This is a genomic window from Variovorax humicola (genome assembly GCF_037889915.1).
Classification (GTDB): domain Bacteria; phylum Pseudomonadota; class Gammaproteobacteria; order Burkholderiales; family Burkholderiaceae_C; genus Variovorax; species Variovorax humicola.
Genome location: NZ_JBBKZV010000009.1, coordinates 102631 through 127790, shown reverse-complemented (window position 1 = coordinate 127790; position 25160 = coordinate 102631). Strand labels below are relative to the sequence as shown.

The 25160-nt window shown below is 63.3% G+C and carries 23 protein-coding genes; 9 read left to right on the top strand and 14 right to left on the bottom strand.

The annotated features are described in order from the left end of the window. Positions 1–10: 10 nt before the first annotated feature. The gene (locus WKW80_RS16880) at positions 11–538 is read left to right on the top strand and encodes a tetratricopeptide repeat protein (RefSeq protein ID WP_340364720.1); all 528 of its coding nucleotides are present in this window, start codon (positions 11–13) and stop codon (positions 536–538) included. An 88-nt stretch (positions 539–626) separates the two neighbouring features. Here the strand turns inward: WKW80_RS16880 and WKW80_RS16875 are convergent, their stop codons facing one another. Further along, entirely contained in the window at positions 627–1613 is a 987-nt protein-coding gene (locus tag WKW80_RS16875) for an ABC transporter substrate-binding protein (protein WP_340364719.1), read from the bottom strand. A 440-nt stretch (positions 1614–2053) separates the two neighbouring features. Between WKW80_RS16875 and WKW80_RS16870 the strand changes: the two genes are divergently transcribed. Further along, positions 2054–2626 (top strand): NnrU family protein, encoded by a 573-nt coding sequence (locus tag WKW80_RS16870; protein WP_340364718.1) that lies wholly within the window; start codon positions 2054–2056, stop codon positions 2624–2626. Positions 2627–2892: 266 nt separating this feature from the next. Here the strand turns inward: WKW80_RS16870 and WKW80_RS16865 are convergent, their stop codons facing one another. Beyond that, complete coding sequence (locus WKW80_RS16865) at positions 2893–3288, bottom strand: tautomerase family protein (protein WP_340364717.1); 396 nt, start codon at positions 3286–3288, stop codon at positions 2893–2895. 80 nt (positions 3289–3368) lie between these two features. On the opposite strand from WKW80_RS16865, the gene WKW80_RS37330 reads away from it, so the two are divergent. Next, positions 3369–3941 carry a GFA family protein gene (locus tag WKW80_RS37330; protein WP_422822918.1) on the top strand — a complete coding sequence of 191 codons (573 nt, stop codon included), beginning with the start codon at positions 3369–3371 and terminating at the stop codon, positions 3939–3941. A 101-nt stretch (positions 3942–4042) separates the two neighbouring features. Here WKW80_RS37330 and WKW80_RS16855 read toward each other — a convergent pair whose 3' ends face one another. Then, complete coding sequence (locus WKW80_RS16855; RefSeq protein ID WP_340364715.1) at positions 4043–4423, bottom strand: nuclear transport factor 2 family protein; 381 nt, start codon at positions 4421–4423, stop codon at positions 4043–4045. A gap of 36 nt (positions 4424–4459) precedes the next feature. Further along, positions 4460–5224 carry an SDR family oxidoreductase gene (locus WKW80_RS16850; RefSeq protein WP_340364714.1) on the bottom strand — a complete coding sequence of 255 codons (765 nt, stop codon included), beginning with the start codon at positions 5222–5224 and terminating at the stop codon, positions 4460–4462. A 130-nt stretch (positions 5225–5354) separates the two neighbouring features. Here WKW80_RS16850 and WKW80_RS16845 point away from each other — a divergent pair, with 130 nt between their 5' ends. Beyond that, entirely contained in the window at positions 5355–6296 is a 942-nt protein-coding gene (locus WKW80_RS16845) for a LysR family transcriptional regulator (protein WP_340364713.1), read from the top strand. A 305-nt stretch (positions 6297–6601) separates the two neighbouring features. Here WKW80_RS16845 and WKW80_RS16840 read toward each other — a convergent pair whose 3' ends face one another. The 4 genes from WKW80_RS16840 to WKW80_RS16825 all read right to left on the bottom strand — a co-directional run bounded on the left by WKW80_RS16840 (position 6602) and on the right by WKW80_RS16825 (position 10727). Further along, positions 6602–7366 carry a ParA family protein gene (locus WKW80_RS16840; protein WP_340364712.1) on the bottom strand — a complete coding sequence of 255 codons (765 nt, stop codon included), beginning with the start codon at positions 7364–7366 and terminating at the stop codon, positions 6602–6604. A gap of 502 nt (positions 7367–7868) precedes the next feature. Then, on the bottom strand, positions 7869–8051 hold the full coding sequence (locus tag WKW80_RS16835; protein WP_340364711.1) for a DUF3606 domain-containing protein: 183 nt from the start codon (positions 8049–8051) through the stop codon (positions 7869–7871). A gap of 365 nt (positions 8052–8416) precedes the next feature. Beyond that, the gene (locus WKW80_RS16830) at positions 8417–9469 is read right to left on the bottom strand and encodes a gamma-glutamylcyclotransferase (RefSeq protein WP_340364710.1); all 1053 of its coding nucleotides are present in this window, start codon (positions 9467–9469) and stop codon (positions 8417–8419) included. Positions 9470–9743: 274 nt separating this feature from the next. Then, complete coding sequence (locus WKW80_RS16825) at positions 9744–10727, bottom strand: ABC transporter substrate-binding protein (RefSeq protein WP_340364709.1); 984 nt, start codon at positions 10725–10727, stop codon at positions 9744–9746. Positions 10728–11104: 377 nt separating this feature from the next. Between WKW80_RS16825 and WKW80_RS16820 the strand changes: the two genes are divergently transcribed. The 5 genes from WKW80_RS16820 to WKW80_RS16800 all read left to right on the top strand — a co-directional run bounded on the left by WKW80_RS16820 (position 11105) and on the right by WKW80_RS16800 (position 17464). Continuing rightward, on the top strand, positions 11105–12316 hold the full coding sequence (locus tag WKW80_RS16820; RefSeq protein WP_340364708.1) for a M23 family metallopeptidase: 1212 nt from the start codon (positions 11105–11107) through the stop codon (positions 12314–12316). 333 nt (positions 12317–12649) lie between these two features. Further along, a complete protein-coding gene (gene kaiC / locus WKW80_RS16815; RefSeq protein WP_340364707.1) occupies positions 12650–14374 on the top strand; it encodes a circadian clock protein KaiC in 1725 nt (574 codons plus the stop codon). Between the two features lie 153 nt (positions 14375–14527). After that, the gene (locus WKW80_RS16810) at positions 14528–14848 is read left to right on the top strand and encodes a circadian clock KaiB family protein (RefSeq protein WP_340364706.1); all 321 of its coding nucleotides are present in this window, start codon (positions 14528–14530) and stop codon (positions 14846–14848) included. A 6-nt stretch (positions 14849–14854) separates the two neighbouring features. Next, a complete protein-coding gene (locus tag WKW80_RS16805; RefSeq protein WP_340364705.1) occupies positions 14855–15190 on the top strand; it encodes a circadian clock KaiB family protein in 336 nt (111 codons plus the stop codon). A 102-nt stretch (positions 15191–15292) separates the two neighbouring features. Further along, entirely contained in the window at positions 15293–17464 is a 2172-nt protein-coding gene (locus tag WKW80_RS16800) for an ATP-binding protein (protein ID WP_340364704.1), read from the top strand. A 498-nt stretch (positions 17465–17962) separates the two neighbouring features. On the opposite strand, the gene WKW80_RS16795 is transcribed toward WKW80_RS16800, so the two are convergent. The 6 genes from WKW80_RS16795 to WKW80_RS16770 are packed head-to-tail and all read right to left on the bottom strand — an operon-like array spanning position 17963 to position 25159. Further along, positions 17963–18658, bottom strand: a complete 696-nt coding sequence (locus WKW80_RS16795; protein WP_340364703.1) for a hypothetical protein — start codon at positions 18656–18658, stop codon at positions 17963–17965. Beyond that, entirely contained in the window at positions 18655–19830 is a 1176-nt protein-coding gene (locus tag WKW80_RS16790; protein ID WP_340364702.1) for a cysteine desulfurase family protein, read from the bottom strand. Before WKW80_RS16790 ends, WKW80_RS16795 begins: the two co-directional genes overlap by 4 nt. A gap of 21 nt (positions 19831–19851) precedes the next feature. Continuing rightward, on the bottom strand, positions 19852–20430 hold the full coding sequence (locus WKW80_RS16785; RefSeq protein WP_340364701.1) for a hypothetical protein: 579 nt from the start codon (positions 20428–20430) through the stop codon (positions 19852–19854). Positions 20431–20455: 25 nt separating this feature from the next. Then, entirely contained in the window at positions 20456–23917 is a 3462-nt protein-coding gene (locus tag WKW80_RS16780) for an RHS repeat-associated core domain-containing protein (protein ID WP_340364700.1), read from the bottom strand. Between the two features lie 3 nt (positions 23918–23920). Next, positions 23921–24736 (bottom strand): hypothetical protein, encoded by an 816-nt coding sequence (locus WKW80_RS16775; protein WP_340364699.1) that lies wholly within the window; start codon positions 24734–24736, stop codon positions 23921–23923. A gap of 15 nt (positions 24737–24751) precedes the next feature. Next, positions 24752–25159 carry a hypothetical protein gene (locus WKW80_RS16770; RefSeq protein WP_340364698.1) on the bottom strand — a complete coding sequence of 136 codons (408 nt, stop codon included), beginning with the start codon at positions 25157–25159 and terminating at the stop codon, positions 24752–24754. Between the last annotated feature and the right edge of the window lies 1 nt (position 25160).

The following is a 25160-nucleotide window of genomic DNA, read 5'->3' as shown; positions in this document are numbered from 1 at the left end:
GCAACTCGACATGAAACGCGCAGCAATGGTGTTCATTTCCGGCTTGTCGTTGGCCTTCAGCTTGTCCGCCCTTGCCGCTGGTGGTGGCAGTGGGGGCGGCAGCGGGGGTGGCAGTGGTGGTGGCAGCGGCGGCGGTGGCAGCAGCGAGATGGCCAACCCGGATCCCGACTTCCGCGCCGGCATGGCGGCAGTCCGCGCGAACAACTGGCAGCAGGTGGTGGTATCCATGGGCGCGTACACCGCGCGCAGCCCCAACGACGCCGACGGCTGGAACGAACTCGGCCACGCGCACCGCAAGCTGGGCGACTTGAATGCGGCGCTGAGCGCCTATGACAAGGCGCTGACGATCAACCCGAGGCACAGGGACGCGCACGAGTATCTCGGTGAGGCGTACCTGCAGATGGGTGATCTCGCGCGGGCCGAGCAGGAACTGAAGAAGCTCGATTCGCTCTGCTTCCTTCCATGCGAGCAGTACACCGACTTGAAGTCCGAAATCGCGAAGTACCGGAGCCGGCAACAGGCGAAGACGGGGCAGTGATCTGCGACGCCCGTCGGGGTTGGTCGTTCAGGATGAGTCGCCGTGGGCGAGCGCGCCGCACATGCGTGCCAGGATCTCCGCCAGGCGCTCACTCCATCAGAACATCGGCGCGCAACAACAGTTCCTGCCGGAGGGTCAGCCCGATCGCCTTGGCGGTCTTGAGATTGATGACCAGTTCGAACGTCGTGGGTTGCTCGACAGGCAAATCCGCTGGATGTGCGCCCTTGAGTATCTTGTCGACATAGCTCGCTGCGCGGTAGAACTGCTCCGCCAGATTCGGGCCGTAGCTCATCAACCCGCCGGCCTGAACAGGTTCCCGGGTCGAGAACAGCGTGGGCAGACGTTGCTGGACTGCAAGTTCGGCGATTCGGCGCGCCTGGGAGAAGAACAGCCCGTCCCCAAGCACGATCAGGGCTTGCGCTCGACCTTGTTTGAGCGCGCCGAAACCATCCTCGATCTGGCCAGCATTCGCCGCCTGGAGGGGAAGGACCCGCACGGCCTCCCGTGCCGCCTTCTGGATGCGCCTCAGGTAGTCAGGGTGGCCCGGGTGCCCTGGATTCATCAGGACGGCGACCGTCGAGAGGCTCGGAATCGCTTCGCGCAGGAATTCAAGGTACTTGTAGCTGAGGTCGGCGCCGACGCTCGACACCCCGGTCACATTGCCACCCGGCCGCGGCAGGCTCTGGACAAAGCCGAAGGCGAGCGGATCGCCGCTCGCCGCGAACACGACGGGCAAGGTCGTCGTGGCTTTTCGAACGGTCTGGATGGCCGCCGGGCCCGCGGCCACGACCACATCCAGCTTCTGCGCCAACAATGCCGCTGCGAGTTCGGGGAGGCGCTCGTACGCGCCCTCTGCCCATCGGGCATCGATGACGATGTTTCTGCCCTCGACGTAGCCAAGGTCGCGCAGGCCCGCCCGGAGTCGATCCAACCGGATGCCTGCGATGCTCGCTGAGCTGGTGTCCAGGTATCCGATGCGCAGCAGCTTCGAAGATTGCTGCTGCGCGAGCAAGGCGCGCGGGGCGCAGGCCGCACCCACCGCGAGCGCAACGAGGATTCTTCTGAGGCTGTTCACTCCGTCTGCATCCTTGCTCTCCGCCACGGGCGTGGGGCAAGTATCGTCCGTTGCCAGCCATTGCGCCACGAAACACACAGGCAGGGAGCATCCATTTCTTCGGGTGTGTGCAGTACGGCAATTCTCCCTGCGGCTACGCTGCGAGCGGCTCTCGAACCCGGGTCGTCGAATCAATCGCCAACGTCGATCCAATGACTCGACACTGTCGCGCTTCAGAAGTGGAAACATCCAGCGAAAACAATTCGCCCCCACGATCAGGCCACCAACGGACGGCACCGCCGTCGGGACTTCGCTGCCCGAGGTTGGGCAGGGGAAAGGTAGATACCCTCCAGGCTCACCGGCGGGGCTTGTGCGAGAAGGAAAATGCACCTGTTGGTCGCGTCGGTCGGACAGGAAGAGCCCGAAGCGCTGTAGGCTACGCTGGCACCAAGGAGCACGTCATGGTTCTGTTCCTCGTCGGTCTCGTGATTTTTCTCGGCAGCCACTCGGTGGCGATCGTTGCGCCGGCTTGGCGCAATGCCCAGGCAGCCCGCAACGAGCGCGCGTGGAAGGGCGTTTACTCGATCGTCTCGCTGATCGGACTGGTGCTCATGATCTATGGCTACGGAATGGCAAGACAGGTGAGCCCTGTCGTCTGGTCGCCGCCCAATTTCATGCGGCACATTGCGCTGCTGGTGATGCTGCCGGTCTTCCCGCTCTTCCTGGCCACCTATTTTCCGGGACGCATCAAGGCTGCGGCCAAACACCCGACGCTGCTCGCGGTGAAGTTCTGGTCGCTCGCCCACCTGCTGGCGAACGGGACGTTGGTCGACATCACTCTGTTCGGAGCCTTCCTGGCCTGGGCGGTCGCAGACCGGATCGCGGTCAAGAAGCGGCCGGTTCAGCGTGTCGTTCCCGGTGCGCCACCAACGCCTGCCAATGACGCGATCGCGCTGGTCGGAGGCTTGGTGATATATGCGGCCTTCCTGGCTGGCGTCCACCGCTGGTTGATTGGTGTTCCGTTGCTCATGTGATTTGCACGTTTGCCGTCCTTGCAGGGGGATGGGCAGTCAGCCTTGCCCTGCGGCCGTATCCGGCACTCGAACGGTTCCGTGACGCCATGTATTCGTCGCTCAAGGACAAGGTGCCTCCCGATGGTTGGGACTACCCAACGCCGTAATCTGACAGCGGCTGTCGGGCTGGCATTCCTCTCCTCTATTGAGCGATCGACCCGACCTGCGCTACTCGATCGACAGTCCGCTCGTGGCCCCAATTGCGGTCGTCCGAACCGATGTCGGACTCAGGCTTCTCCCTGCTTCCAGTCTGGGCTGAAGCCGCCCAGGGTGGGGTGGTACATCTCGTCGCCATCGTGCTGAGTGAACTCGACATTCAATCGGTCCTCGGTGAGGCCAAGCAGGTCGATGCAGTGAGCACACAATGCCCTGGCCACTTCCATCCGAAGTTCGGCCGGCCGACCCCGGCGGATGTCCAGCATCAGCAAGGAGACGGGAACGGGAACTTCGCCTACCTCGGCGATGCACCAGATTCCACCTGCACCCAATTCCCGAATCGCGACGGATATCCGCCGGATGTCAACGCTCATCATTGAGGCGTAGGTTTCGCACATCCGAGCCGCGAGTCGCTGCTTCAAGTCCTCGGGATAGCTGTCGTTGACGTCGAGTTGCAGGTAGGGCACGGAATTTCCTTCAAGGATCCAACGCTCGCATTCCCCCAGAGGGCCAGCAAAGATGATAGCCCTCGCAAGCTCGCACTTCGATGCTGGGGCCAGGCGGCAGCATCTGCATTGGTCCCTGCGCCGCGGCACAATCGACCGGACCGTCAGGTCGTGCCCGGCCAAGCAGTCGCTCTGCGAATCGTCGCAATTCTTCGTCAGCCGTTACTGGAGGTCCGGTGGCTCTTCACGCTAGTTGCCTATGCCAAGGCATCGCCCTTGAAATCGATGGCCCCGTTCGCGACATGCTGTTTTGCCACTGCTCCATGTGTCGCAAGTCTCACGGCACAGCCTTCAGGGCAAGGGGCCGCGTCAGGACAACCGACCTGCGATGGATACGTGGCGAAGGGCTGATGCGGTTCTACGAGTCGTCGCCGGGCGAACATAGAGGCTTCTGCTCGGTCTGCGGCTCCAACATCTTCACCAGGTTCGACGCCCGGCCGCAGGAATTGGGTCTTGCTCTTGGAATTCTCGACGACGACCCTGGCAACCGCCCAACATGCCACGTGTTTGCTGGTTCGAAGGCACCCTGGTACGAGATCTCGGACTCCTTGCCGCAGTACGAGGCGTTTCCTCCGGGCTACACGGCGCCTCAGACCAAATCCGGTGACGCCTAACCGTCTACAGCGGCAAGCAGCCGCTAATGACGGCCGCTTCAGATTCCGCCTATCCCGTGCGGTCTCGCACAAGCCGTCCGAAGTCCGACGGGCTTCCTCGATCAGTCCTTGCTGAACGCCCGCGCTGCGGCTGCCGTATCCAGTGCTTCTCGAAGCAGCTTGATCTTGCCGCCCTCGGCAATGAGCACGCCCGCATAGGTTTGCTCATAGATCTTGCCAGTGTCGACCACAAGTGCCTCAACGGAGTATTCGCCGAAGACCTTGTCGGGCGTGTCGATCCAGACCTTGAAGTTCTTGAATCGGAAGTCCGGGACCTTCGCAAGAAGGCCGGAGATCAGCTTCTCGATGGCGGCATGTCCCTGGGCATGTGCTTTCACGGTCGGTAGTTCGAGCACTCCGTCCTCCGCAAAGAGGGCTGCGGCTGCGGCCGGAGTTCGGATGTTGTCTTGATACGATTGAAGCAATTCGAGAGCGGTTTTCATAGATTCCTCTGTGGGTTGGAGATCGTTTGTCAGCGCTCAGACTTGCGCGATGCCGCCGTCGGCAAACAATTCGATGCCGGTGATGAACGAGGAGTCGTTGGAGGCGAGGAAGACCGCGGCCTTGGCGACATCTTCCGGCTGCCCGATGCGTCCGATGGGAACCTGCGAGGTCAGGTAATCGAGTAGACCTTGTCGTTGCGTCTGGTCGGGCCCCGCGAGTTCGACCAGACCGGGCGTGTGGACTGGTTCGGGCGACAGCGTGTTGACGCGAATCGCGCGGCCCTTGAGGTCCAGGACCCAACTGCGGGCGAGATTGCGAACCGCGGCCTTGGTTGCGCTGTAGATGCTGAAGTTGGCGGTGCCAATGACACTGGTCGTCGAGCCGGCCAGGATGACGGATGCGCCATTGACCGCCTTGTCGAGCAGCGGCAGCGCCTTCTGCACTGTGAACACGACGCCCTTGACGTTGCGGTCGAACGTCTGGTCGAAATGCTCTTCAGTGATGGCGCCAAGGGGCAGCATGCTGCCGCCGCCGGCGTTCGCGTACAGCACGTCGATGCGGCCGTGCTGCGTCTGGACTTCGTCGTACAGACGGTCGAGATCGGTGAGCCGGGTCGAATCGGCCCGCACACCCGTCGCGTTCATACCGATGGCCGCCACGGCGGCGTCGAGTTCGGGCTGGCGGCGACCCGTGACGTAGACGAATGCGCCTTCCGACGCGAATGCCTTCGCCGCAGCGAGGCCGATGCCCGTGGTGCCGCCGGTGATGACGGCGACCTTGCCAGAGAGTTTGTTGCCCATGTCGTGCTCCAGTTGATGAAGGGTGAGTGAAGGTTAGGCAGTTCACGCAAGTGAATAAAGGCGGCGCGCTTGATTTCTTATTTCATGCGTATAAATAATCCCGGCCAGTGAAACCATCCACTGGCCAGCCATGGACCAACTGCTTGCCCTGCGAGTGTTCGTGCGGATTGCCGAGTCAGGCGCGTTTTCGAAGGCCGCGGACTCGATGAACATTCCGCGCCCGACAGTGACCAAGCTCGTGCAAGACCTCGAGCGCCACCTCGGCACGAAGCTGTTGCAGCGCACGACACGGCGCGTCAACGTGACGCCCGAGGGGGCGGCCTACTACGAGCGGGCCACGCGTCTCATCAGCGACCTCGACGAGATGGACACGAGCGCAGCGCGAGCACGGGCTCAGCCGCGCGGCCGAATCCGCGTCGACATCGGCTCGGTGCTGGCGAACATGATTCTGATTCCGGCGCTGCCGAGCTTTCGTGCGCGCTACCCGGAGTTGCACGTCGACCTCGGCGTCAGCGATCGTCCGATCGACCTCATCGGAGAAGGTGTCGACTGCGTGCTTCGCGGCGGCGAGTTGGCCGACACATCGCTCGTCGCGCGACGAATCGCCGACCTGGATTGGGTCACCTGTGCGAGCCCGCTGTATCTCAACGCGCGCGGTGTCCCCAAGCACCCTTCCGAACTGGTGCCTCGTGACCCGGGGCGGCAGGACATGACTCAGGTGCAGGGCCACGCCATCGTCGGCTACTTCTCGTCGCTCACCGGAAAGGCCTTCCCACTCGAATTCCACAAGGGAGGCGAGCAGGTTCTGGTGAAAGGGCAGGTCGTCGTCGCGGTCAATGAGAGTACGGCCCATCTGAGCGCGCTGCTCACCGGCGTCGGCCTCGGGCAGGCGTTCAAGTTCATGGTCGTGCCTCACCTCGAAAGCGGAAGGCTGCGCACCGTGCTCGACGACTGGACCCGCCCGAGGCACCCGCTGCACGTGGTCTACCCAAGCAACAGGCATTTGAGCGCAAAGGTTCGGCTCTTCGTGGACTGGGTGGCAGGGGTGTTCGCGCCGTTCGACGATCGATGAAACTAAACACCCCCGAAGCGCCTGCGGCGCCTCCCCCTCGAGGGGGCGCACCCGGCGGCCCGGCAAAGCCGGTTCCGCGGGTGCCCCGAACAGACTTCGCCGTGCTCGTCCTGGTTTCATGCGTCGCGGCTCGCGCGATTGCATGGGGGAAAACGGATGTGAGGCGGGCTGTTCGGCCAGGCACCAGCTGAGTTCGCTGGATACGGCGAAGTCATTGCCGAGCCTCGTAACACAGGCGCGCTCAGCCTTCAAAAGCTGCGCCTAGTGGCGGTGTGGCCCCACCGTTGAATCGCTCCGAACCCCGGCTAGACGTTGAGTTCGTCGTGCAGCGCGACGAATTCCTGAGCCAGTTTGTGGCGGGGGTCGAGGTAAATAATCGGCGTGGCGTGCTGATGGCTCTCGCGGATCTTCACGGATTGCGAGAGATAGGAATCCAGGACCGGATGACCCTCCTCGATCAGCTCGTTCACCAGTTGCTGAGGAAGCGCGGCGCGGGGCTGGAACTGGTTGATGACGATCCCTTCGACCGTCAGGCCGCGATTGTGGTCGTGCTTGATCTCCTTCACATTGTCGAGCACCGAATACAGCGCGCGACGCGAGAAATCGTCACAGTCAAAGGGAATCAGGCAGCGTGCGGCGGCAATGAGTGCCGAGCGCGTGTAGAAGTTCATGGCCGGCGGAGTATCGATATACACCGCGTCATACCCATCGAGGCCCTTGAGAGCATCGCGCAGCTTGTAGATCTTGTGGCGGGACTCCAGCTTGCTCGTCAACGAGTCGAGATCAGGATGCGACGGGACAATGTCGAGGTTCTCGAACTCCGTCTCATGGATGAACGACTCGAACTTCGGCTCCTTGAAGCTGTAGCTGAGGGCCGACTCGAAGAAGGTCGCCGTATTGGGTTTTGCGTCCTGGGCCTGCTCCCCCAACAAATACTGGCTTGAATTTCCCTGTGGGTCGAGGTCGATCACGAGAGTACGCAACCCCTGGGAGGCGCTGACGCCGGCGAGATTGCAGACGATCGTGGATTTGCCCACGCCACCCTTTTGGTTAAACACCACTCGCAACATCGTTTGTCATCCTTGGGAATGAAGGCCGCAAGTCTATCGGATTCGGGGGGCTTGCCGTCATAAGGCAACGGTGTCGGTCTTCGCCGGCTGGCGACTTCGTCCTTCTGGCCGCTGATCGACCTCCGCGACCGGCGTGCGCAGGTCCGCGATCGATGCGACGAAGACGCCATGGTCTCCAAGTACCGCAACACCAAAGAGCTGCGTGTGCGCCAACCGCATCTACGTGCAGCGCGATGTGCTCGAAGTCTTCACGCAAAAGCTCGTCGCCGAGGTCAATCCTGCTCCATGTAGAAGGCTGATCGCGCTCAGGGTCGCTCGATCTGGAACGCATCAGATCGAGCTTCAACGGAAAATTACAGAGAGAACCTTATGCGACTCTCCTGACAACAAGTTGCAAATTTTCCCCGACATGCTTTTGCCCGGCAAGCGTGTGCAACCTGTGTCGTGCATCTCGGCACCAAGGTGCAATTGGTTTTCTCGACGGATCCGGCCCTGACTGCCGCTACTTCCGTGGACCCAGCCGCTCGCGCACCGCCGTCACGTGATCGCCGACGGCTGCGATGGCGTCGCGCAACTCCTGCTCCGTGCAATGCAACTGCTGGCACCAGTACTTGATCTCCACCACATCCACTGCATCGATGCGTCCCGGGTCGAGGGGCTTGTAATGAGCTTGGTCGTCTTTCATGTCTCTGCTCCTTCATTGGCGGTAACGAGCAGCGAGTGTGTGCCTCCCGGCGGGACATGGGAAGCCCGTCCGGCCGCGCGGTGTTCAATCCACCATTGCGCCCGACACCTGCACCAGCTTCTGGGTCATCGGCCCCCGCAGCCTGGAAGTTGTTCCTGAAACCGCGGAGCCACGCCTTCAGCGCTGCGGACTGCACGGCCGCAATGAACGATCCATGGATGTCGTCGTACGTTGGCGCATGTCCCGGTTCAAGCGAAACCGCGCGGAACAATTCATCGACCAGGCGTTTCAATTCGTCCACGTCCGGATCAGGATACGGCCGGCTCGTCTCGACCTCTCCGGAAAGTCCTGCATGTCGCCGCGCTTCAAGTCGTTGCAACCGGCAAGTCCGTCAACTGCCGGGCGACCAGTTGCTGCAGACGCCAGAGATTGGCATCCCTGATCTCAAGGCGGTCCAGTTGCTCGATGGTTTGCATCAGGTACTCAGCACCGGACCCCCAATGTCCCACTGCCTTGCACAAGACGGCCGCGATCTGCTCAGGCGTCAGCCCACCCACAAAATTGGCGCCTTGGCGGTTGGCCGCGAACACGATGGCGCGCACATCGGCCCCTGCCGCCTTGACGGTCACCCATCGCGGCGGGCTGGTCGGTGGCTTGACGGTCATTTCCCGTCGCCAAAGCTTTCGCAGGCTGCTCAACACTGATGCAGCCTCGATACGAAGCAAAGCGCCACGGCAACTGCCCCCCGGCGTAAGCGAAAGCATCAAACCGGGTTCTTCCGGAGTTCCTCGAAATCGCGTGAGGCGAATGCAGAACGCACGATGCCATCCATGCAAGACCGCTGTCACTTGCTCGGCGACTTCGAAGCCCGGATTCCAGAGCAACGAGCCATAGCCGAAGACCCAGACGTCTTCCCCGCGCCAGGGACCGGCCGCAAGCAACTTCTGCAGTGACGCCTCGTAGTCGGCGTCGTCATGGACAACCGTGCCTGGCGCCGGACCGCGGTCTTCGACCTTGCGTGCGATTCGGGACACCAGTTCAGGGGTCAATTGGTGGTGGACGCGCCGGTTCGCGACTGCCGGGAGAGTTGCCATCGAGCGCTCCTGAACCTGACATCCGTGGGTGCGATGGGCGCCATCGGCGAGCGGCTGGCTTCGCAGGGAAGCATCAGCGTAGTGAGTTTGAATTGGGCGCCTATTTGGCGTTCGATGCAATTCGCACTCGTGCGGGCGGCGTCGTGTCGGGCCGGCCCGATAGCGAAACGCGCCATCGGGCATCGCGCCGGAAAAAGCTGCTGCGCGCAATTCGTGTCTCGTGCTCAAAACATTACAGACGCCGGCTTCAAGGTTGAACTGCGCAGCGCAGCGGAAAGCTTTTTTGTCGCTCCCCGTCACGAAGTGAACATGGGCAACTTCCACATGGACATTTCCAGGATTCGCGACGAGCTTGGCTACGAGCCACGGTACTCGCCCGAACGCGCGATGGCCGATTACACCGAGTGGTTGCGCGCGCGCACGAGATGTGACAGCGCGACGGACAAGCGTCGAAGGAGCGAGACGTGGGGCTGTAGTCGAACACTCCGACGCGGTAGACCTTGCCGGCCCGCTGGGCCAACGCGGCAAGGGGCGAGGCCAACAGGGCCACGCTCACAGTGCCGATACGGGTGCGCCGAGGATTCACCTCCTGGTACGCTTACTCGATGACATGATCGGCCGACAGGAGGAGGGTCTTCGGCACGGTGATGCCGAGCGCCCTGGCCGCCCTGGTGTCGATGACCAGTTCTAGCTTGTTGGATTGCTCGAACGGAATATCGCCTGGCTTCGTTCCCTTGAGAATCTTGTCGATCAGCGTCGCCGAACGCCTGAACATGTGGGGGAAGTCTGACTGGTACGAGGCCAGGGCTCCGCCCATCAGCCAGTCGCGGCCACCCCACACGGACGGCATGCGCCGTTGAAGGCACAGCTGGTTGAGCCGCACCCGATGCGTGTAGGTATTGGAGTCGGCGAGCACGACCAGGCCGCCGACTCCGTCGCGTGCCATGGCGGCAAACGCGCCTTCGAAATCATCGGGACTGGTGGACTTGTACTGCTGGATCGGTATGCCAAGCGTGCGCTCCCATTCCACGATTGGGCTGTCGAGCCCACCGACTACCGCGAGAGGATTGAACAGGATCCCGAGTCGGCGCGCATTCGGCACGAGTTCGCGCATGACTTGCAGGCGCTTGGAGACGATTTCATGTGCCCACGAGCCGACGCCGGTGAAGTTGCCGCCGGGCCGGGCGAACGTCGCCGCGAGCCCCATCAGAACCGGGTTGTCCACGCACACGGCAACCACGGGCAGGGTGCGGGTCGCATCCTTCGCAACCAGTGCCGCGGTTGGATACGCCGTGACCAGCAGATCAGGCTTCAGCAGCATCAACTCCGTTGCCAACGCTGGCAGGCGCTCGTACTTGCCATCGGCCGACCGAAAGTCGATGGAGATGTTGCGGCCTTCGATGTATCCGAGTTCGCGCAGTCCTTCGCGAAGGGATTCGACGACGGCTCGTTGCAGGGGGGCATCCAACGCCGGCTCGACAAGAAATCCGATGCGGGCCATGCGGCCCACGACTTGCGCCAACAGGATCCGCGGCGACACCAATGTGGGAAGCATCGCGATGCAAGCTTCTCGACGATTCACGGCTGCCCCTCCTATGCCCCGGCAAGGCACTCACGTCGGGACGGTACACCTCGGTTTGTGGGGCGTCAATTTCCGTGAGCTTCCCGAGGTTGACGAGCCGCGCGCAACGTAACGAGATGCTGATGGATTCAATCAGCGAGCCCACCGAGTCGGAGGCCCCCGAGCAGGCCGCAACGGCGTCGTCATCGGGCGCCTGACCGATCAATAATGCAGCCCGGTCCTGCCTGGAGGAATCCGGGCGTCCAAAGGTGAGGGAGTTCGACGTGTCGATCGGGGCGCGGGGGAGCTGACTCCGATCGCCGATTCGCTCGAGGTCCCGGAAGACCAGTCGCAGATCGCCCGCATTGTCTTCAACGAAAACTGAATATTCTTGATTCATGAAGACCTCGAAATGGCTGGCCACCTCGGCCCTGTGCGTTCTTGTCGCCTGCGGGGGCGGATCGTCTTCGTCGCTGTCCGTGTTGCTCGGCTCGCTGGCCAGTGCGCAGTCTGTCAACGGTGCCCCGGCCATGCAGGTCACGCCGGTCACCTTGCGCGTCGCGAACACACCGGTTCCGGTGAAAGGCTCCGACAGTCTCTTCCATGTGGTCTATGAACTGGAACTGAGCAATTTCAGCGGCACCAGCGCGGAAATTCAGGGGCTGAACGTTCTGGATGCGAGCCTCGGCAGGCCCGTTGCCACGCTTTCGCCGGCGGACATCGCGAAGCGCCTGGTAGTGCGCGACAAGGCCGCGGCAAAAGGCAGCATCGGCCCCTCCCAGGTGGGCCTGCTCTACATGCACGTGACGTTCGGCGACCCGGCCGCGATTCCCGCCACGCTCGCCCATCGTGTCACGGTCGCGATCGGTGGTGCGTCCGTGGTCGAGACCGCCGGGCGAATTTCACTGGCAGCGCCGACCACGCTCGTGCTAGGGCCCCCGCTGCGCGGCACGCGGTACATCGCCGGAGACGGGTGCTGCGACTCGGTGCGCCACGTGCAGGCGACGCTGCCGCTCAACGGCCAGTTGTTCACGGCGCAACGCTTCGCCATCGACTGGGAGCAACTGGACGCGCAGGGCCGCATCTATGTCGGCGATCCGAAACTGCCCGCCAGCTATGTCATCTACGGCAAGCCGATCTACGCCGTTGCGGACGGGACGGTCGTGACGGCCGTCGACGGGTTGCCCGACACGCCCCCGGGCGCCCTGCCAACCTCGATCCCAATCGAGCAGGCTGACGGAAATCACGTCGTCCTGGATCTTGGCGGTGGCCGGTTCGCGCTCTTTGCGCACATGGTGCCGGGATCGGTGCGGGTGCGAGCGGGAGACGTAGTCAGCGCGGGGCAGGTCATCGGACAGGTCGGCACCTCCGGCAATTCGTCGGAGCCGCACCTGCACTTCCACGTGGTGGATGGTCCTTCGCCCCTGGCATCAAACGGGCTTCCTTACCTGATGGATGGCTTCAGCGCATCACAGCGCGGCGTCTCCACGGCCGCCTACGACCTGGCCAGCAGCGAGGGCAAGCCGATCGCGCTTGAAGCCGTGCCGCAACCGGGCGCACGCCGAAACGTACTGCCTCTCGATCTGTGGATCGTCGACTTTCCTTCCTGACATCCGATCACACCAGGTAGCGCCATAGCGCAACAGCCAGGTGCCTTGCCAAGGCTGGCGCGCACTTTGGGTGAGGGAGTGGTTCGAACGGTAGGGCGCGCTACCAATGTGTCGACGCGTTGATCAGGTTGATCTCCTTTGAGCACGTTTTGTTTAGCCCGCGTCCTACAAAAACGCCGAAAAAATCCGGGACTGGAGCAGTACGCTCAAAGCTGAGCCGACCTGGGCAAGCGCGAGCGCGGATGCGAGCCTGATGAGGCCCGGAATTGCCATGATTTTGTTCTTTAGCGAGCGAGCGAAATAGAAGCTCTTCTAACCGTCCAAGTTCCTCCGATGGCCACCAAGCAGAAAAAGAACCGCGGCAATATCCCGGTAGCGACGTCCATCGCAAAAGCGCCTACCGGCATCTCAGGCCTGGACGAGATCACCGAGGGTGGATTCCCGGCCGGACGCCCGACGCTGGTCTGCGGTTCCCCGGGCTGTGGCAAGACAATGCTTGCCGCTGAATTCCTCGTCAAAGGCGCCACGGAATACGACGAGCCGGGTGTCTTCATGATGTTCGAGGAGACGGCCAGCGAGTTGGTGGCCAACATGCGATCCCTCGGCTTCGATCTGGAGCGATTGCGGCGCCAGAAGAAGATTGCACTGGATTTCGTGCGGGTCGAACGCAGCGAGATCGAAGAAACAGGCGAGTACGACCTCGAAGCCTTGTTCATCCGTCTCGGCTATGCAATTGACTCCATCAAAGCCAAACGCGTCGTGCTCGACACGGTGGAAGCGCTCTTCGCGGGCGTGCCGAACCACGCCATTCTTCGCTCCGAGCTGCGCCGGCTCTTCCGATGGTTGAAGGAAAAAGGTGTGACCGCGGTCATCACGGCCGAGCGGGGCGACAGCACGTTCACGCGGTATGGCCTCGAAGAATATGTCGCCGACTGCGTGCTGCTGCTGGACCACCGAATCGTCGAGCAGGTGTCGACACGCCGTCTGCGCGTCGTGAAGTACCGCGGCTCCCCGCATGGGACCAACGAGTACCCGTTCCTTATCGGCACCCGCGGGATCTCGGTGCTCCCGATCACCTCGTTGACGCTGAACCACGCGGCTTCGCGCGAGCGCGTTTCGACGGGAATCCCCGGTCTGGACTTGATGCTGGACGGGGCTGGGGTGTACCGTGGCAGCAGCTTGCTTGTCTCGGGTGCCCCAGGCACCGGAAAGAGCAGCGTCGCGACCAGCTTCGTGGACGCCGCATGTCGGCGCGGGGAACGAGCCGTACTCTTCGCGTACGAGGAGTCCGAAAGCCAGTTGCTGCGAAACATGCAGTCGATCGGACTCAACCTGCGGCCCTGGGTGACCAAGGGATTGCTCAAGATCGAATCGACCCGTCCCACGTTGCATGGTCTCGAACAGCATCTGGTCCACATGTACGACCTGGTCAAGGAGTTCAAGCCGTCGGTTGTTGCAGTGGACCCCATCAGCAACCTTACCTCCCAAGGCGACGATGCAGGTCTCAAGCTCACGCTGATGCGCCTCATCGATTTCCTCAAGACGGGGGGCACCACGGCGTTGTTCACCAGCTTGACCGCCGACGCCGCCAACGTGGCGCTCGCGACTTCCGAGGTCGGCGTTTCGTCCCTGATGGACAGCTGGCTCCTGCTGTCCAACATCGCTTTCAACGGCGAGCGGACGCGGACCTTGCAGGTGCTGAAATCAAGGGGCATGCCGCATTCAAACCAGGTCCGGGAATTCGTGTTCTCCGACAAGGGCGTTGACCTGGTCGACGTGTACCTGTTCGGGGATCAGGTCCTGACCGGCACCGCACGTCTGGCGCACGAGGCACAGGTCAATGCGGCCTCCGATCTGCGCAGTCGCGACCACGCACGGCGCCTGCGAGACCTGGCGACCCGGCGCAAGGCACTGGATGCCCAGATCGCCGCGCTCAATGCCGAGGCTGAAGAGCGCGTGGGCGAGGTCGAGTTCGCCATCGCGCGCGAGACGATGGAAGCCGAAGGTGCGCAGTCGCGCGCGCGGACCATCGCCGCCTCACGGAGCAGGGTGAAATGAAACACCCCCGAAGCGCCTGCGGCGCCTCCCCCTCGAGGGGGCGCACCCGACGGCCCGGCAAAGCCGGTTCCACGGGCGCCCACGAACAGACTTCGCCTTGCTCGTCCCGCTTTCATGCTTCGCGCAAGTCGCTCGGCGTCATGGAGCACTGACATGACGAATCCCGTCCGCAAGAAACGGACAAACGCGGCCGATAAGCCGGAATGGCAACTCAGGCTCTACGTGGCCGGCAAGACCGCGCGCTCGACCTCTGCACTGGAGAATCTGCAGCGGTTGTGCGAGATTCACCTGGCTGGTCGCTACAGCATCGAAATCATTGATTTGCTGGTCAACCCGCAATTGGCCGCAGGCGATCAGATCCTTGCAGTGCCGACGCTTGTACGCAAGTTTCCGGAGCCGATGCGCAAGATCATCGGCGACCTCTCGAACGAAGAGCGCGTGCTCGTCGGGTTGGACGTGAAGCCCATCAAATAGTCCAGCATGACGACCGAGGCCACACCCGTCCCGCAGGACAACTACTTGACGAGAGCCTCGGATGTACAAACATTCAGGCTCTACGTCAGTGGCATGTCGCCGATTTCGTTGCGCGCCATCTCGAATGCGCGGCGATTCCTGGAAGAGGCTCTGCCGGGAAGGCACCGTTTGTCGGTCATGAACATCGTGGAGCACGTGCAGACCGCGTGCGCCGACCAGGTGGTCGCATCTCCGACGCTGCTGCGCGTTTCGCCATTGCCGCAGCGCCGCTTCATCGGCGACCTGTCGGACACCGCTCGCCTGCGGCGATCGCTGGGTCTCCCCGCGCTCATGGGAGGCTGAGTGACGGACCCGGTTTCAAGGTCGGCCGAGTCGACTACCGAGAACCGCCTTGCGGCTGAAAACGCGGAGCTTCGCGACCGGCTGCAAGAGTTGGAAGACACCTTGCACGCCATCCACAGCGGTGATGTCGATGCACTGGTCGTCAACAATGCGATCTACACGCTGGAGAGTGCGCACGCCGCCACCGACAAGCTGCGGCAAGACGTCCTGGAGCAAATGGAGGACGCTGTCTTCGCCTTCGATGGTCAGGAACGCGTGATGTATGTCAATGCGGCGGCGGAACGGCGCTACGGCATCGCGTCGGCCGATGTTCTGGGAAAGCCAATGGCCGTGATTTTCACGGAGGCGTTCGGTCTCCAACGGTCGCTGGACGAATCGCTCGAGATGGACCTTTCCGCGCCGGCGGCGGCACATTGTTTGCCAGACGGGACTCACATCGATGTCGAGACCGTGGTGTCGCCGCTTCTCGGGCCGCTGGGTCAGCAGGTGGGGTCGCTGGCCGTGATTCGCGACGTGACCCAGCGTCGACGCGCCGAGATGCGGCAGGCAGCGCTGGCACGGCTTTCGGAAACCTTGAGAGATGCCGACGACCCCACGGTGGTCGCATTCGAAGCCGCACGCGTCTTGGGCGAAACGCTTCGCGTGAGCCGGGCAGGATACGGAACTGTGGATGTCACAGGCGAGCTATTCACAGTCGATCGGGATTGGACCGCGCCAGGTGTCGAGACGCTGGCAGGCACGTTGCGGCTGCGCGACTACGGGACATTCATCGACAATCTGATGCGCGGCGAGTCAGTGGTCGTCAACGACGTTCGTGACAATCCCAGGTCCTGCATCGCGGAAGCGCTTGAAGCGCGCAGTGCCCGCTCGTTCGTCAACGTTCCGATCGTCGAGCAGGGGCGGCTCGCAGCGATCCTGTTCGTCAACCATGCAGTCGCACGCCAATGGACAACCGAGGAGCAGGCATTGATCCGGGAGCTGGCCGAACGCACCCGTGCGGTGGCGGAGCGCGCACGCAACGCCCATGCATTGCTGCTCAGTGAGCAGCGCCTGCGCGAGGCGAATGAAAATCTCGAGGCGGCTGTCGCCGAGCGCACGCGCGAACTCATGGCCACGGAGGAAGCCTTGCGCCAGGCGCAGAAGATGGAGGCTGTGGGGCAGTTGACCGGCGGCATCGCACACGACTTCAACAACTTGCTGGGCGGCGTGAGCGCGAGCCTCCAGGTTCTGCAGGCACGTCTTCGACAGGGCAAATTCGACCAGGTCGATCGTTACATCGGCATGGGGCAGGATTCACTCAAGCGTGCAGCCGCACTGACCCAGCGACTGCTGGCTTTCGCCCGGCGTCAGACTTTGGATCCCAGACCAACCGATCTCAATCGCCTCATCAACGGACTCGAGGACTTGCTTCGCCGCACGGTCGGGCCCGATATCCACGTCGAGATGGTGGGTGCGGGCGGGCTGTGGACCACGAAGATCGATCCGTCGCAACTGGAGAACTCTCTCCTCAATTTGTGCATCAACGCGCGCGATGCGATGCTACCGACGGGTGGGCATCTGACTGTGGAAACCTCGAACAAATGGCTGGATACACGAGCGGCCGCCGACTACGGCCTGCCGGCTGGCCAGTACGTTTCCCTGTGCGTGACGGACACCGGCGCGGGCATGCCTGCCGCTGTGATCGAGCACATCTTCGATCCGTTCTTCACGACCAAACCGACAGGCCAGGGCACGGGTCTCGGGCTGTCCATGGTCTACGGTTTCGTGCGGCAATCGGGCGGACAGGTCCGGGTGTATTCCGAGGTCGGAAAAGGCACGACCATGTGCCTCTACCTGCCACGCTACGTCGGTGCAGCAGTCGAGGACGATGCAGCCCAGGGCATGGAAGCGTTCGAACACGGCGATGGTGAGCGCGTGCTTGTCATTGAAGACGAGCAGACGATCCGGTTGCTGCTGGTGGAGGTCCTGGAGGAGGCTGGCTACAAGGTCCTCGCCGCGAACGACGGGCCAGCCGGACTACGTGCGCTGCAGACCATCCAGCGCATCGATCTGCTGGTCACCGACGTCGGCTTGCCGGGCGGGCTCAACGGAAGGCAAGTAGCCGATGCCGCGCGGCAAGCCCGCCCTGACCTGAAGGTCCTTTTCATCACCGGCTACGCGCAAAACGCCGCGGTGGGAAATGGGTTGCTGGAGCCGGGGATGGAAGTGATGACGAAGCCCTTCGAAATCACATCGCTTGCGAGCAAAGTGCGCACGATGATTGGTGGTCGTTGATCGCCTCGAGGTCTTCGCGACTCGTGCCGAATCCCGGACGATGAAAGACCGGTTCACGGCGCGACAGTTCCTGCTGGACGTCAATGAGTACTTCGGGGGATGAGCATCGGCGGCTCCAACAAGGCGTTCATTCTCGAGTTGACCGGGCATCAGCCATCGACGTGTCGACTGAAGTCGGGCAACCGGCAGGGGCCATTCTCATTTCAGTTTTCCATCACCCTATCGCGTGACCCGCGACGCATGAAACTGGCGTCGTCAAATGCCAGGAATACCGCGGAACCGGCTTCGCCGGGACGCTGGTATCGCCCCCTTGAGGGGACTTGACGCGGAAGCGCCGCAGGCGCTTCGGGAGTGTTTCATCTCAGCTCGGCTCGGAAGAACCGAAGAACCGGACCACTTCCTTGTTGAACTGCTCGTGGAACGCTTGCCGGTCGAACCGATCTGTTGAAAGCCGATGCCAGGGCGGCCGTTCGCTTGGCGGCTGCGCCGGCGCCGGGGCTAGGAGAGACCTTGCCAGTCCAGGCTGGCCATCAACACGCTGCCGACGTCTGGATCAACGCCTGATTTCCGGCATGCCTGCGCGAGCAAGACCGCCATCCCCTGCACGCGCTGCCGGTGGCGCCGTTTGACCGACAGGGCCAACAAGGGCGGCGCGATCAAACCGAGCAGCACGAGCGGACAGTTCGCCGCAGTCGCGATGAACACGACGCCGACGGCGATGGCCGGCCACAGCGCCCGGCTGATCATTTGCTCGCACGCGCTTCTGTCGATCAACGCTTGGATGTGCGCCAATTCGAGTCGAACTGGTGACGGAATTTCCGCATCCCGTGGACTCGGCAAGGTCGCCAGCATTGCATTGAGCGTTCGGTCGGGCAGTCCAGGCACCAGCCGCAAAGTCCGTACGACGAGGTCCAGTTGCAAGAGACCTGCACCCCAACCGTCCATGATTGCCTTGCGCCAGCGCTGGACCACGAGAGCGTCCGTGGCGCAAAAGAGCAGGACGGCGCCGGGGACCAGGATCAGCACCGCCGTCGCACGCCATTCGCGCCACACGACTGCATAAACCAGCGTTGGCAAGCAGGTCACGACCAACACAATGACCAGACGCCTGTATTGAATTGCGCGCGCGGCGATGGCGTCCCGCGTCAACGCGATGGCGACATCGCAGGATTCGCAAACACGGCCTTGCGTCATGCGGCGACACGGAGGCGACGGACGCTTGCTGCGATTTGTGCCAGAGCGCATTCGATATCGCCAATCACGGTTGGACGGCCGAGCGATACCCGCAGGCAAGCGTCGGCCTCCAGTTCCGACAGTCCGATGGCACGCAGAACGTGACTCGGCTCACGCCGAGCGCTTGCGCACGCGGACCCGGTCGAGACGGCGACATCAGGCATGTCGCGAACGAGTGCCCGCGCGCTCACGCCGCGAATGCACAGGCTGGTTGTGTTGGGCAGTCGCGGCGAGTGCAGGCAGTTCACCTGGGCGCCGGGGATCGCCTCGAGCACAACGGCTTCGAAATGATTGCGCAGTGCCTGGATGCGCGGCCGGTCGACTGGCAGCACGTCGATCGTATTGCGGCATGCGCGCGCAAAACCCAGCGCTCCAGCAACATTCACGGTACCGCCGCGCCGGGACGACTCCTGAGGGCCACCCAGCAGCAGGGGTTCGAACTGCCACCGCATGTCCCTTTCCTCCAGGCGAGGGCTGATCCACAGCGCGCCGACCCCCTTGGGGCCGTACACCTTGTGGGCGCAAAACGCGGCCAGGTCGATGCCCGCCGAGGTCAGATCCACTTCGACCTTTCCAACGGCCTGTGTCAGGTCGCACAACAAGATGGCACCCGCGTCATGAACGATGGCTGCGATTTGCTTCACCGGGTGCAGCACGCCTGTCTCGTTGTTCGCCGCCATCAACGCAACGAGGACGGATTTGGCTCCGCCTTCGGCGCGCAAGGTGTCTCGCAATCGCTGCAGGTCGAGTCGCCCTTGCGCATCCACCGCCAGCAATTCCACTTCGACGCCCGTGCGACGGGACAGCCAGTGGCAAGTCTCGAGCACCGCGCTGTGCTCGCTTGCGCCGACAAGGATCTTCTTGCCCGCCCAGCCGTCGAAGCCCACGAAACCGCGCAGCGCGGTGTTCAGGCTTTCTGTTGCGCCACTGGTGAAGACGAGGCCGCGCGGGGTTGCGCCGACGCAGTCCGCGATGTCGTCACGTGCATCCTCGAGTGCCTCGGCGGCATCCCAGCCGAATCGATGATCGCGGCTGGACGGGTTGCCGAAGTTGGACTGCAGGCAGGCGGCCACTACCTGCGCAGCTTCGGGATCGATTGGCGTCGTCGCGTTGTAGTCGAGGTAGACAGCCATGGGTCGGTCCGCATTGAAGTGCTATCCAGCCACCATGCGATTGATGGCGTCGGGCCGCAAGTAGCGGCCATCGCGGCCGTCGTAGACCTGCGCCGCATCCGGCCAGGCCCAATAACCAGGCATGGGCTTGTCAAGCACGGCGCCCGTCGCGGGATCGAGAAAATGGACTTTCCTGCCACCCTTCTTGACGACGTTCATCACGGCCTTGGCAAACGCCTCGGTTCCGTCGTCGTCCGATTCGAAACCCGCCGCCACCCTGCCGCTGCCCAGGCTGCCAGGCGCATACGCAGGCTCCCGGCAGCGCCCCATCATCACGATCCCCAGGCCGCCGGTTGCGCCGGAGTACCCGACGCCGCTGGGGTGCGGCCGGAAGAACCGCCGGCCGTACTCGGCCAGCGTCAAGACTGATTCGTCCAGCATGAGGACGAACGGTGCGGCGCATGCATCGATGCTGCCGCGGGCCACCGGGATAGCACTGCTGGACCACGTTGACGGGTCGATGAAAACCACTTGCGGCCGGAGCATCCGGATGCGCTCCGACAAGGCGGCTTCGTCGCGGGTTGTCATGAAGATCTGCAACTGGGGTTTTCTGGCGGCCATTTCGTTCCCGTCTCTCCAAGGTCGATTACCTGTTGTTGACTACGCCCGCGCCGGTGTTCATTCCATTGACGTCGAGCGAACCGGGCGGCGGGGTGCTGCCCTTGTTCACGGTCACCACGGTGGCGGTCGGATCCTGCCGGCTGATGCGATCTGCGTTCGTCGCTTCGCGCGGGGTCATGCCACTGGGGCCGCTTGCCTGCGGATCGACGGTCTGCACATGCACGACCTGGCCTGTATCGGGATTGACGAAGCGCATGTCCACGAAGGAGCTTCCTTTCCTGCCGGTGCCAGGCGTCAGTGGCGGCAGGTACTGTTCCGGAAGGTTGGTGCCACTCGTCGGCAGCCGCCCGCCTGCCACCAATTCGAAGCCGGGATTTTCAGCCAGGAACCGGTCCCGTACGTCGTCCATGTGATCTTGTGTCGCCTGGTTGCCGCGGCGGCAGAGTCCCCAGGGGTCGATCCATGCCACCGGATTCGGCGCGTACTGGTAGAGGTTGTAGCCGCCTTGCAGACCCGTCGGGTCGGGGCTGACGAAGCGCGCCGTTGCGGGGTCGTAGTAGCGAAACCTGTTGTAGTGCAGGCCGGATTCCTCGTCGAAGTACTGGCCTTGAAACCGGAAGGGCACACCGGATGCCCCGAGGGTCTGGCCATAGGCGGAAAGCAGGCACCGCGACACCGAATGGTCGCCCAGGTCGATCAACTCGGTCGGCGTGCCCAGGTGGTCCGCAATCACCGCGAACAGCTTCCCGTCTTCCTGCCTGGCCAATGGTGTGAACCGGCCCGGACCAAATATCCAGCTTGTCAGGTGTCCGTCGGAGGTCCGCATTTCGTGGATCGGCGTCGGCCCGTCGTAGACGAAAGCCCACGACTGTTCGGGACCGGATTTTCCGACACGGCGACCGAAGGCGTCGTACGCGTAGGCCCACGTCGCGCCGTCCGGCCGGGTCAACCCGACCAGTTGGTCGAGTGCGTTCCAGCGATAGCTCCACGCGCGCGGTGCATCGGTGCCGGTTCCCTCGATCTTGCCAATGAGCCGGCCCTCCGCGTCATGCTGGTATTGCGTATCGCCCCGGCGCAGCAGGCGATTGCCGGGCAGGTAGTCCATCGTGATGTCCGTCATTTCGACAATGTTTCCGCAAGGGTCGTAGCGGAAGCGCTCGGTTTCGCTCCCCCGGCTGGCCTTCAACAACTGCTCGGCCGGGTCGTATTCGTATTCGACCCCGGGGGCCGGCGCGTTGACGATGCCCCACACGAGGCCGGTGGGGTCGCGCGCGTAGGTGCGATCCACCAGGATCTCATCGGCTCGCGCAGGCTGGAGGGATGGGCCTTGCGGTGGGTGCGCGGGCAGCCGCGCGCGTTGCGCCACCAATCGATTCAGCCTGTCGTAGCGCTGTTCGAGTCGAATGCCTCCGGGCAGGCTGCGAGCGGTCTCGTTGCCACAGGCGTCGCGCCAAAACTCGAACACATGTTCCTGCGCGACACGCAAACCGATCCAGCGGCTGTTTTCGTCGAGTTGATGGTCCATCTGCAGGCCGAGATCGGTCGACGTGGCGATCGCCTCGCCCATCGCATCCAGGGTGTGCGCCACCCAGTGCTCGCCAGTCGCTGTCTGTTGCACTTCCCGCAGCAACCGACCGGCCGCATCGCGTTCAAGGCGCACCACGCAATCCGGACTGTCCGCCTGCACGATCTCGCCCATCGGGTCATACACGAACGAAAGCGCTTCGCCGCCGGGCAGTGTCTGCCCGACGATTTGGCCCAGCAGGTCTCGATGGATTGCGACAGACTCGCCCATTCCGTTGATCCGCCCGACACACCAGCCAGCCGCGTCGAAGGTGTAGCTGATGCGCCGTTCGTCAAAACCGATTTCCTCGACGCAGCGGCCACTCAGGTCGTGCACGAAGCGATGTGTCTCCCCCCGCTGGTTTCTGACGGCGACCAATCGATCGGGCTCCGTGCCCCAGGCAAAGTCCGTTGCATTCCCGTTCGGATCGACGCTTCTGACCATGCGCTGGCAGGAACTCCACTGGTAGGTCCAGACGCGCTGGGCTTCGTTCGAAAAACGGACCACGTTGGCGCCCGCGTCGTAGGCGGCTTGCATGTGGGACCCGTCCGGTCGCTCGACGTCGACCAGGTTGCCAACCTGGTCGTAGGTGTAGCGGGTGGTGTGCATCAGCGGGTCCGTGCGGGCGACGAGGCGGCCCCAGCCGTCGTACGCCAGTTCCGTGACCTGCGAAGCCCAGTCGGTCTGGCGGGTCCGCACGCCGTCAACGTAGCCGAATCGTCGGACTCGGCCCTCGGGATTCTCGATCTCGATCAGATTGCCGCTCGCGTCGTGCGTGTAGATCCAGACCGCCATCAGCGGGTCGACCGCACGAACCATCTGCTGCCGCTCGTCGTAGTCCCAAGTCCACAGCTGTCCTCTGGGATCCGTGAGCGCGATGGCCTGATGGTGGGCGTTGAAGGTGAGCTGGTGGGTGTGTCCGAGGGCATCGACGATCCGGTCCCGGTTTCCCGACGCATCGTAGAAATGCTGTGTGGTCGCCTCCAGTGCATTGCTGCGCGAAACGATGCGCCCGTGTTCGTCATATCGCAGGCGGGAGTGCTCGCCCTCCGGCCCCCATTCCGATATGACTTGCCCCGTTGGAAGATATTGGAATCGCGTGCAAGCGCCGTAGCTGTCGGTCACCTCGGTCATGCGCACCGCGTCGAGGTAGCGCATGCGCTTCTCGTCGAAGTGCGCCAGGCCAGTCCGCAGGACACAACGACCCTTCGCGTCGTAGCGGTTGCGGAACACGCCGCCATCCTTGTAGACCTCGCGCGTGATCCGGTGCTTGTCGTCGTACGCCAGGCGATCCGCGAACCCGGCGGCATCGTATACGGCGGCCAGGCGGCGTTCTGCATCGTATTCGTAGGTCGTCGCGACGCGAAGTCCATCGTCCGGCGACTGCACGGACAGTCCGACGATCAATCCCGATTCGTCATAGGTCGGAACCAGTTGCCGCTTCTCCAGCCGTTGGTGCACATGGAGCAATTGGCCGCCTTCGTTCCATTGAAGGTCCAGCCCCATCCCGCTCACGTTCTCGAGGCTGGCCAGCGGCATCGACAGTCCCTCCTCGCCGGGGCTGAAGACATGGCGCCGGATGACGCCGCTGTCGACGTTCCAGGTTTGGACGACGTAGCGGCCGTCGTGCATGAAGATTTCCAGGAAGGCCCCCAGATGCCGGACGAGCCCGCCACCTTCCACGCTGCCGTTCGGGTCGGCGACCAACTCGACACCGCCTGTCGAATTGACAAACCTGAAGCCTCCCGGGAATCGCGTCAGGGTGGCCGCATAGCAATGTGTCCACGCCCTTCCCAACGCGCCGGGGGGATTGCCGATGGAGGCGACGCTGTAGGAACGCGACCAGGTCAGCGCGACCTTGCCCGGAATGTCGATGTCCACGAACTCCGTAGAAAAGTTTCCCGATGCGATGTCGATTGGCATGCGTCAACCTTGCGGTTTGCAGCCGCAACTCTCTTCGCCTTGCCGGCTGCCACGTTGGTTGAACTTCTCCACCCCTTTCGCAACGCCCGCGCTGACCGCACCCTGCGCCGCATTCACCGCCAGCGCCCGCACCATGGCCGCCGGGCTCACCCCCACCATCACGTTGCTGAACCCCACCGTCGCCGCGTTGGGCACGATCGGCAGGTCGCTGCACGAAGTCGCCATCAAAGGGCACACGAAGCCGAGCGGCCCGCCGTTGACGGTGACGTTGGGGCTGCCGATCGCGGCCGATCCCTGCCCGCCGGGGTACGGTACCGGCGGCATCAGCAGCTTGACCCAGGTCTGCCACTTCGTGTACGCAGCGAAACTGCCCTTGATCGTGTCCCACACGCCGCTCCAGCTCGAGGTGTCGACGCCGGTCACGTCTTTCACGAACTGGCCGGTGGCCGAGTCGGGCTTGACGAACATCGACGAGATGCCCGCGATCGCCAGGTTGGCCAGCAGCGTCAGCGCCACCAGCATCAACGCCTTCGGGATGTTGGTGAGATAGCGCGTCCAGTAAGCCAGGTTCAGCACCGACGGCGGTGCGGGCAAGCCCATCGGGATGTGCACGAAGTACCCCATCCCGCCCGCCGTGACGGCAGGCATGCCGTTGATCAGCACGTTGCAGGTCGGGAACGTCGGCGTCATCCAAAGGTAGATCGGACCGAAGTAGGGGTGCGGCACCATCGGGATCGGTGCCGGCGCGGGAGGGATGATGACGGCGTGGAAGTCGAGGCCGATCACCATGTCGGTCATCTTGGCGGCGGGGAAGAGCATCGCGGCCTCCTTGCGTCAGCGCGTGACTTCGATCACTTCGAGCCGCCGCGTCAGGCGCGTGCGGTGCATCCGCACGGTGACCCTGTCGCCGTGTTCCAGCCACTCGTACATGTCCTTGCCGACGATGGCAACCGTGCGCTCCTGCCCGGCGACGTCCAGCGCAAGGACGTGGGTGTCGGGGGTCGGGTCGACCTGCGTCCAGGCCCGGCCGCCCGCGATGGTCGTGCGGTAGGTTTCGCCCGGCGCGTTGTAGTGCTTGTCGACCACCGTCGCGCTGGCCTGTTGTTCAGCCAGGCCGAGATGGTCCAGCGCGCCCCATGCGTAGTACCCCAGCACGAACACCAGCAGCACCGCGCTGAAGATGAAGATGAACGGGTTCGCGGCGAAAGGCGTCATGGGCTTGTCGTTCGCGGGACGGGTCATT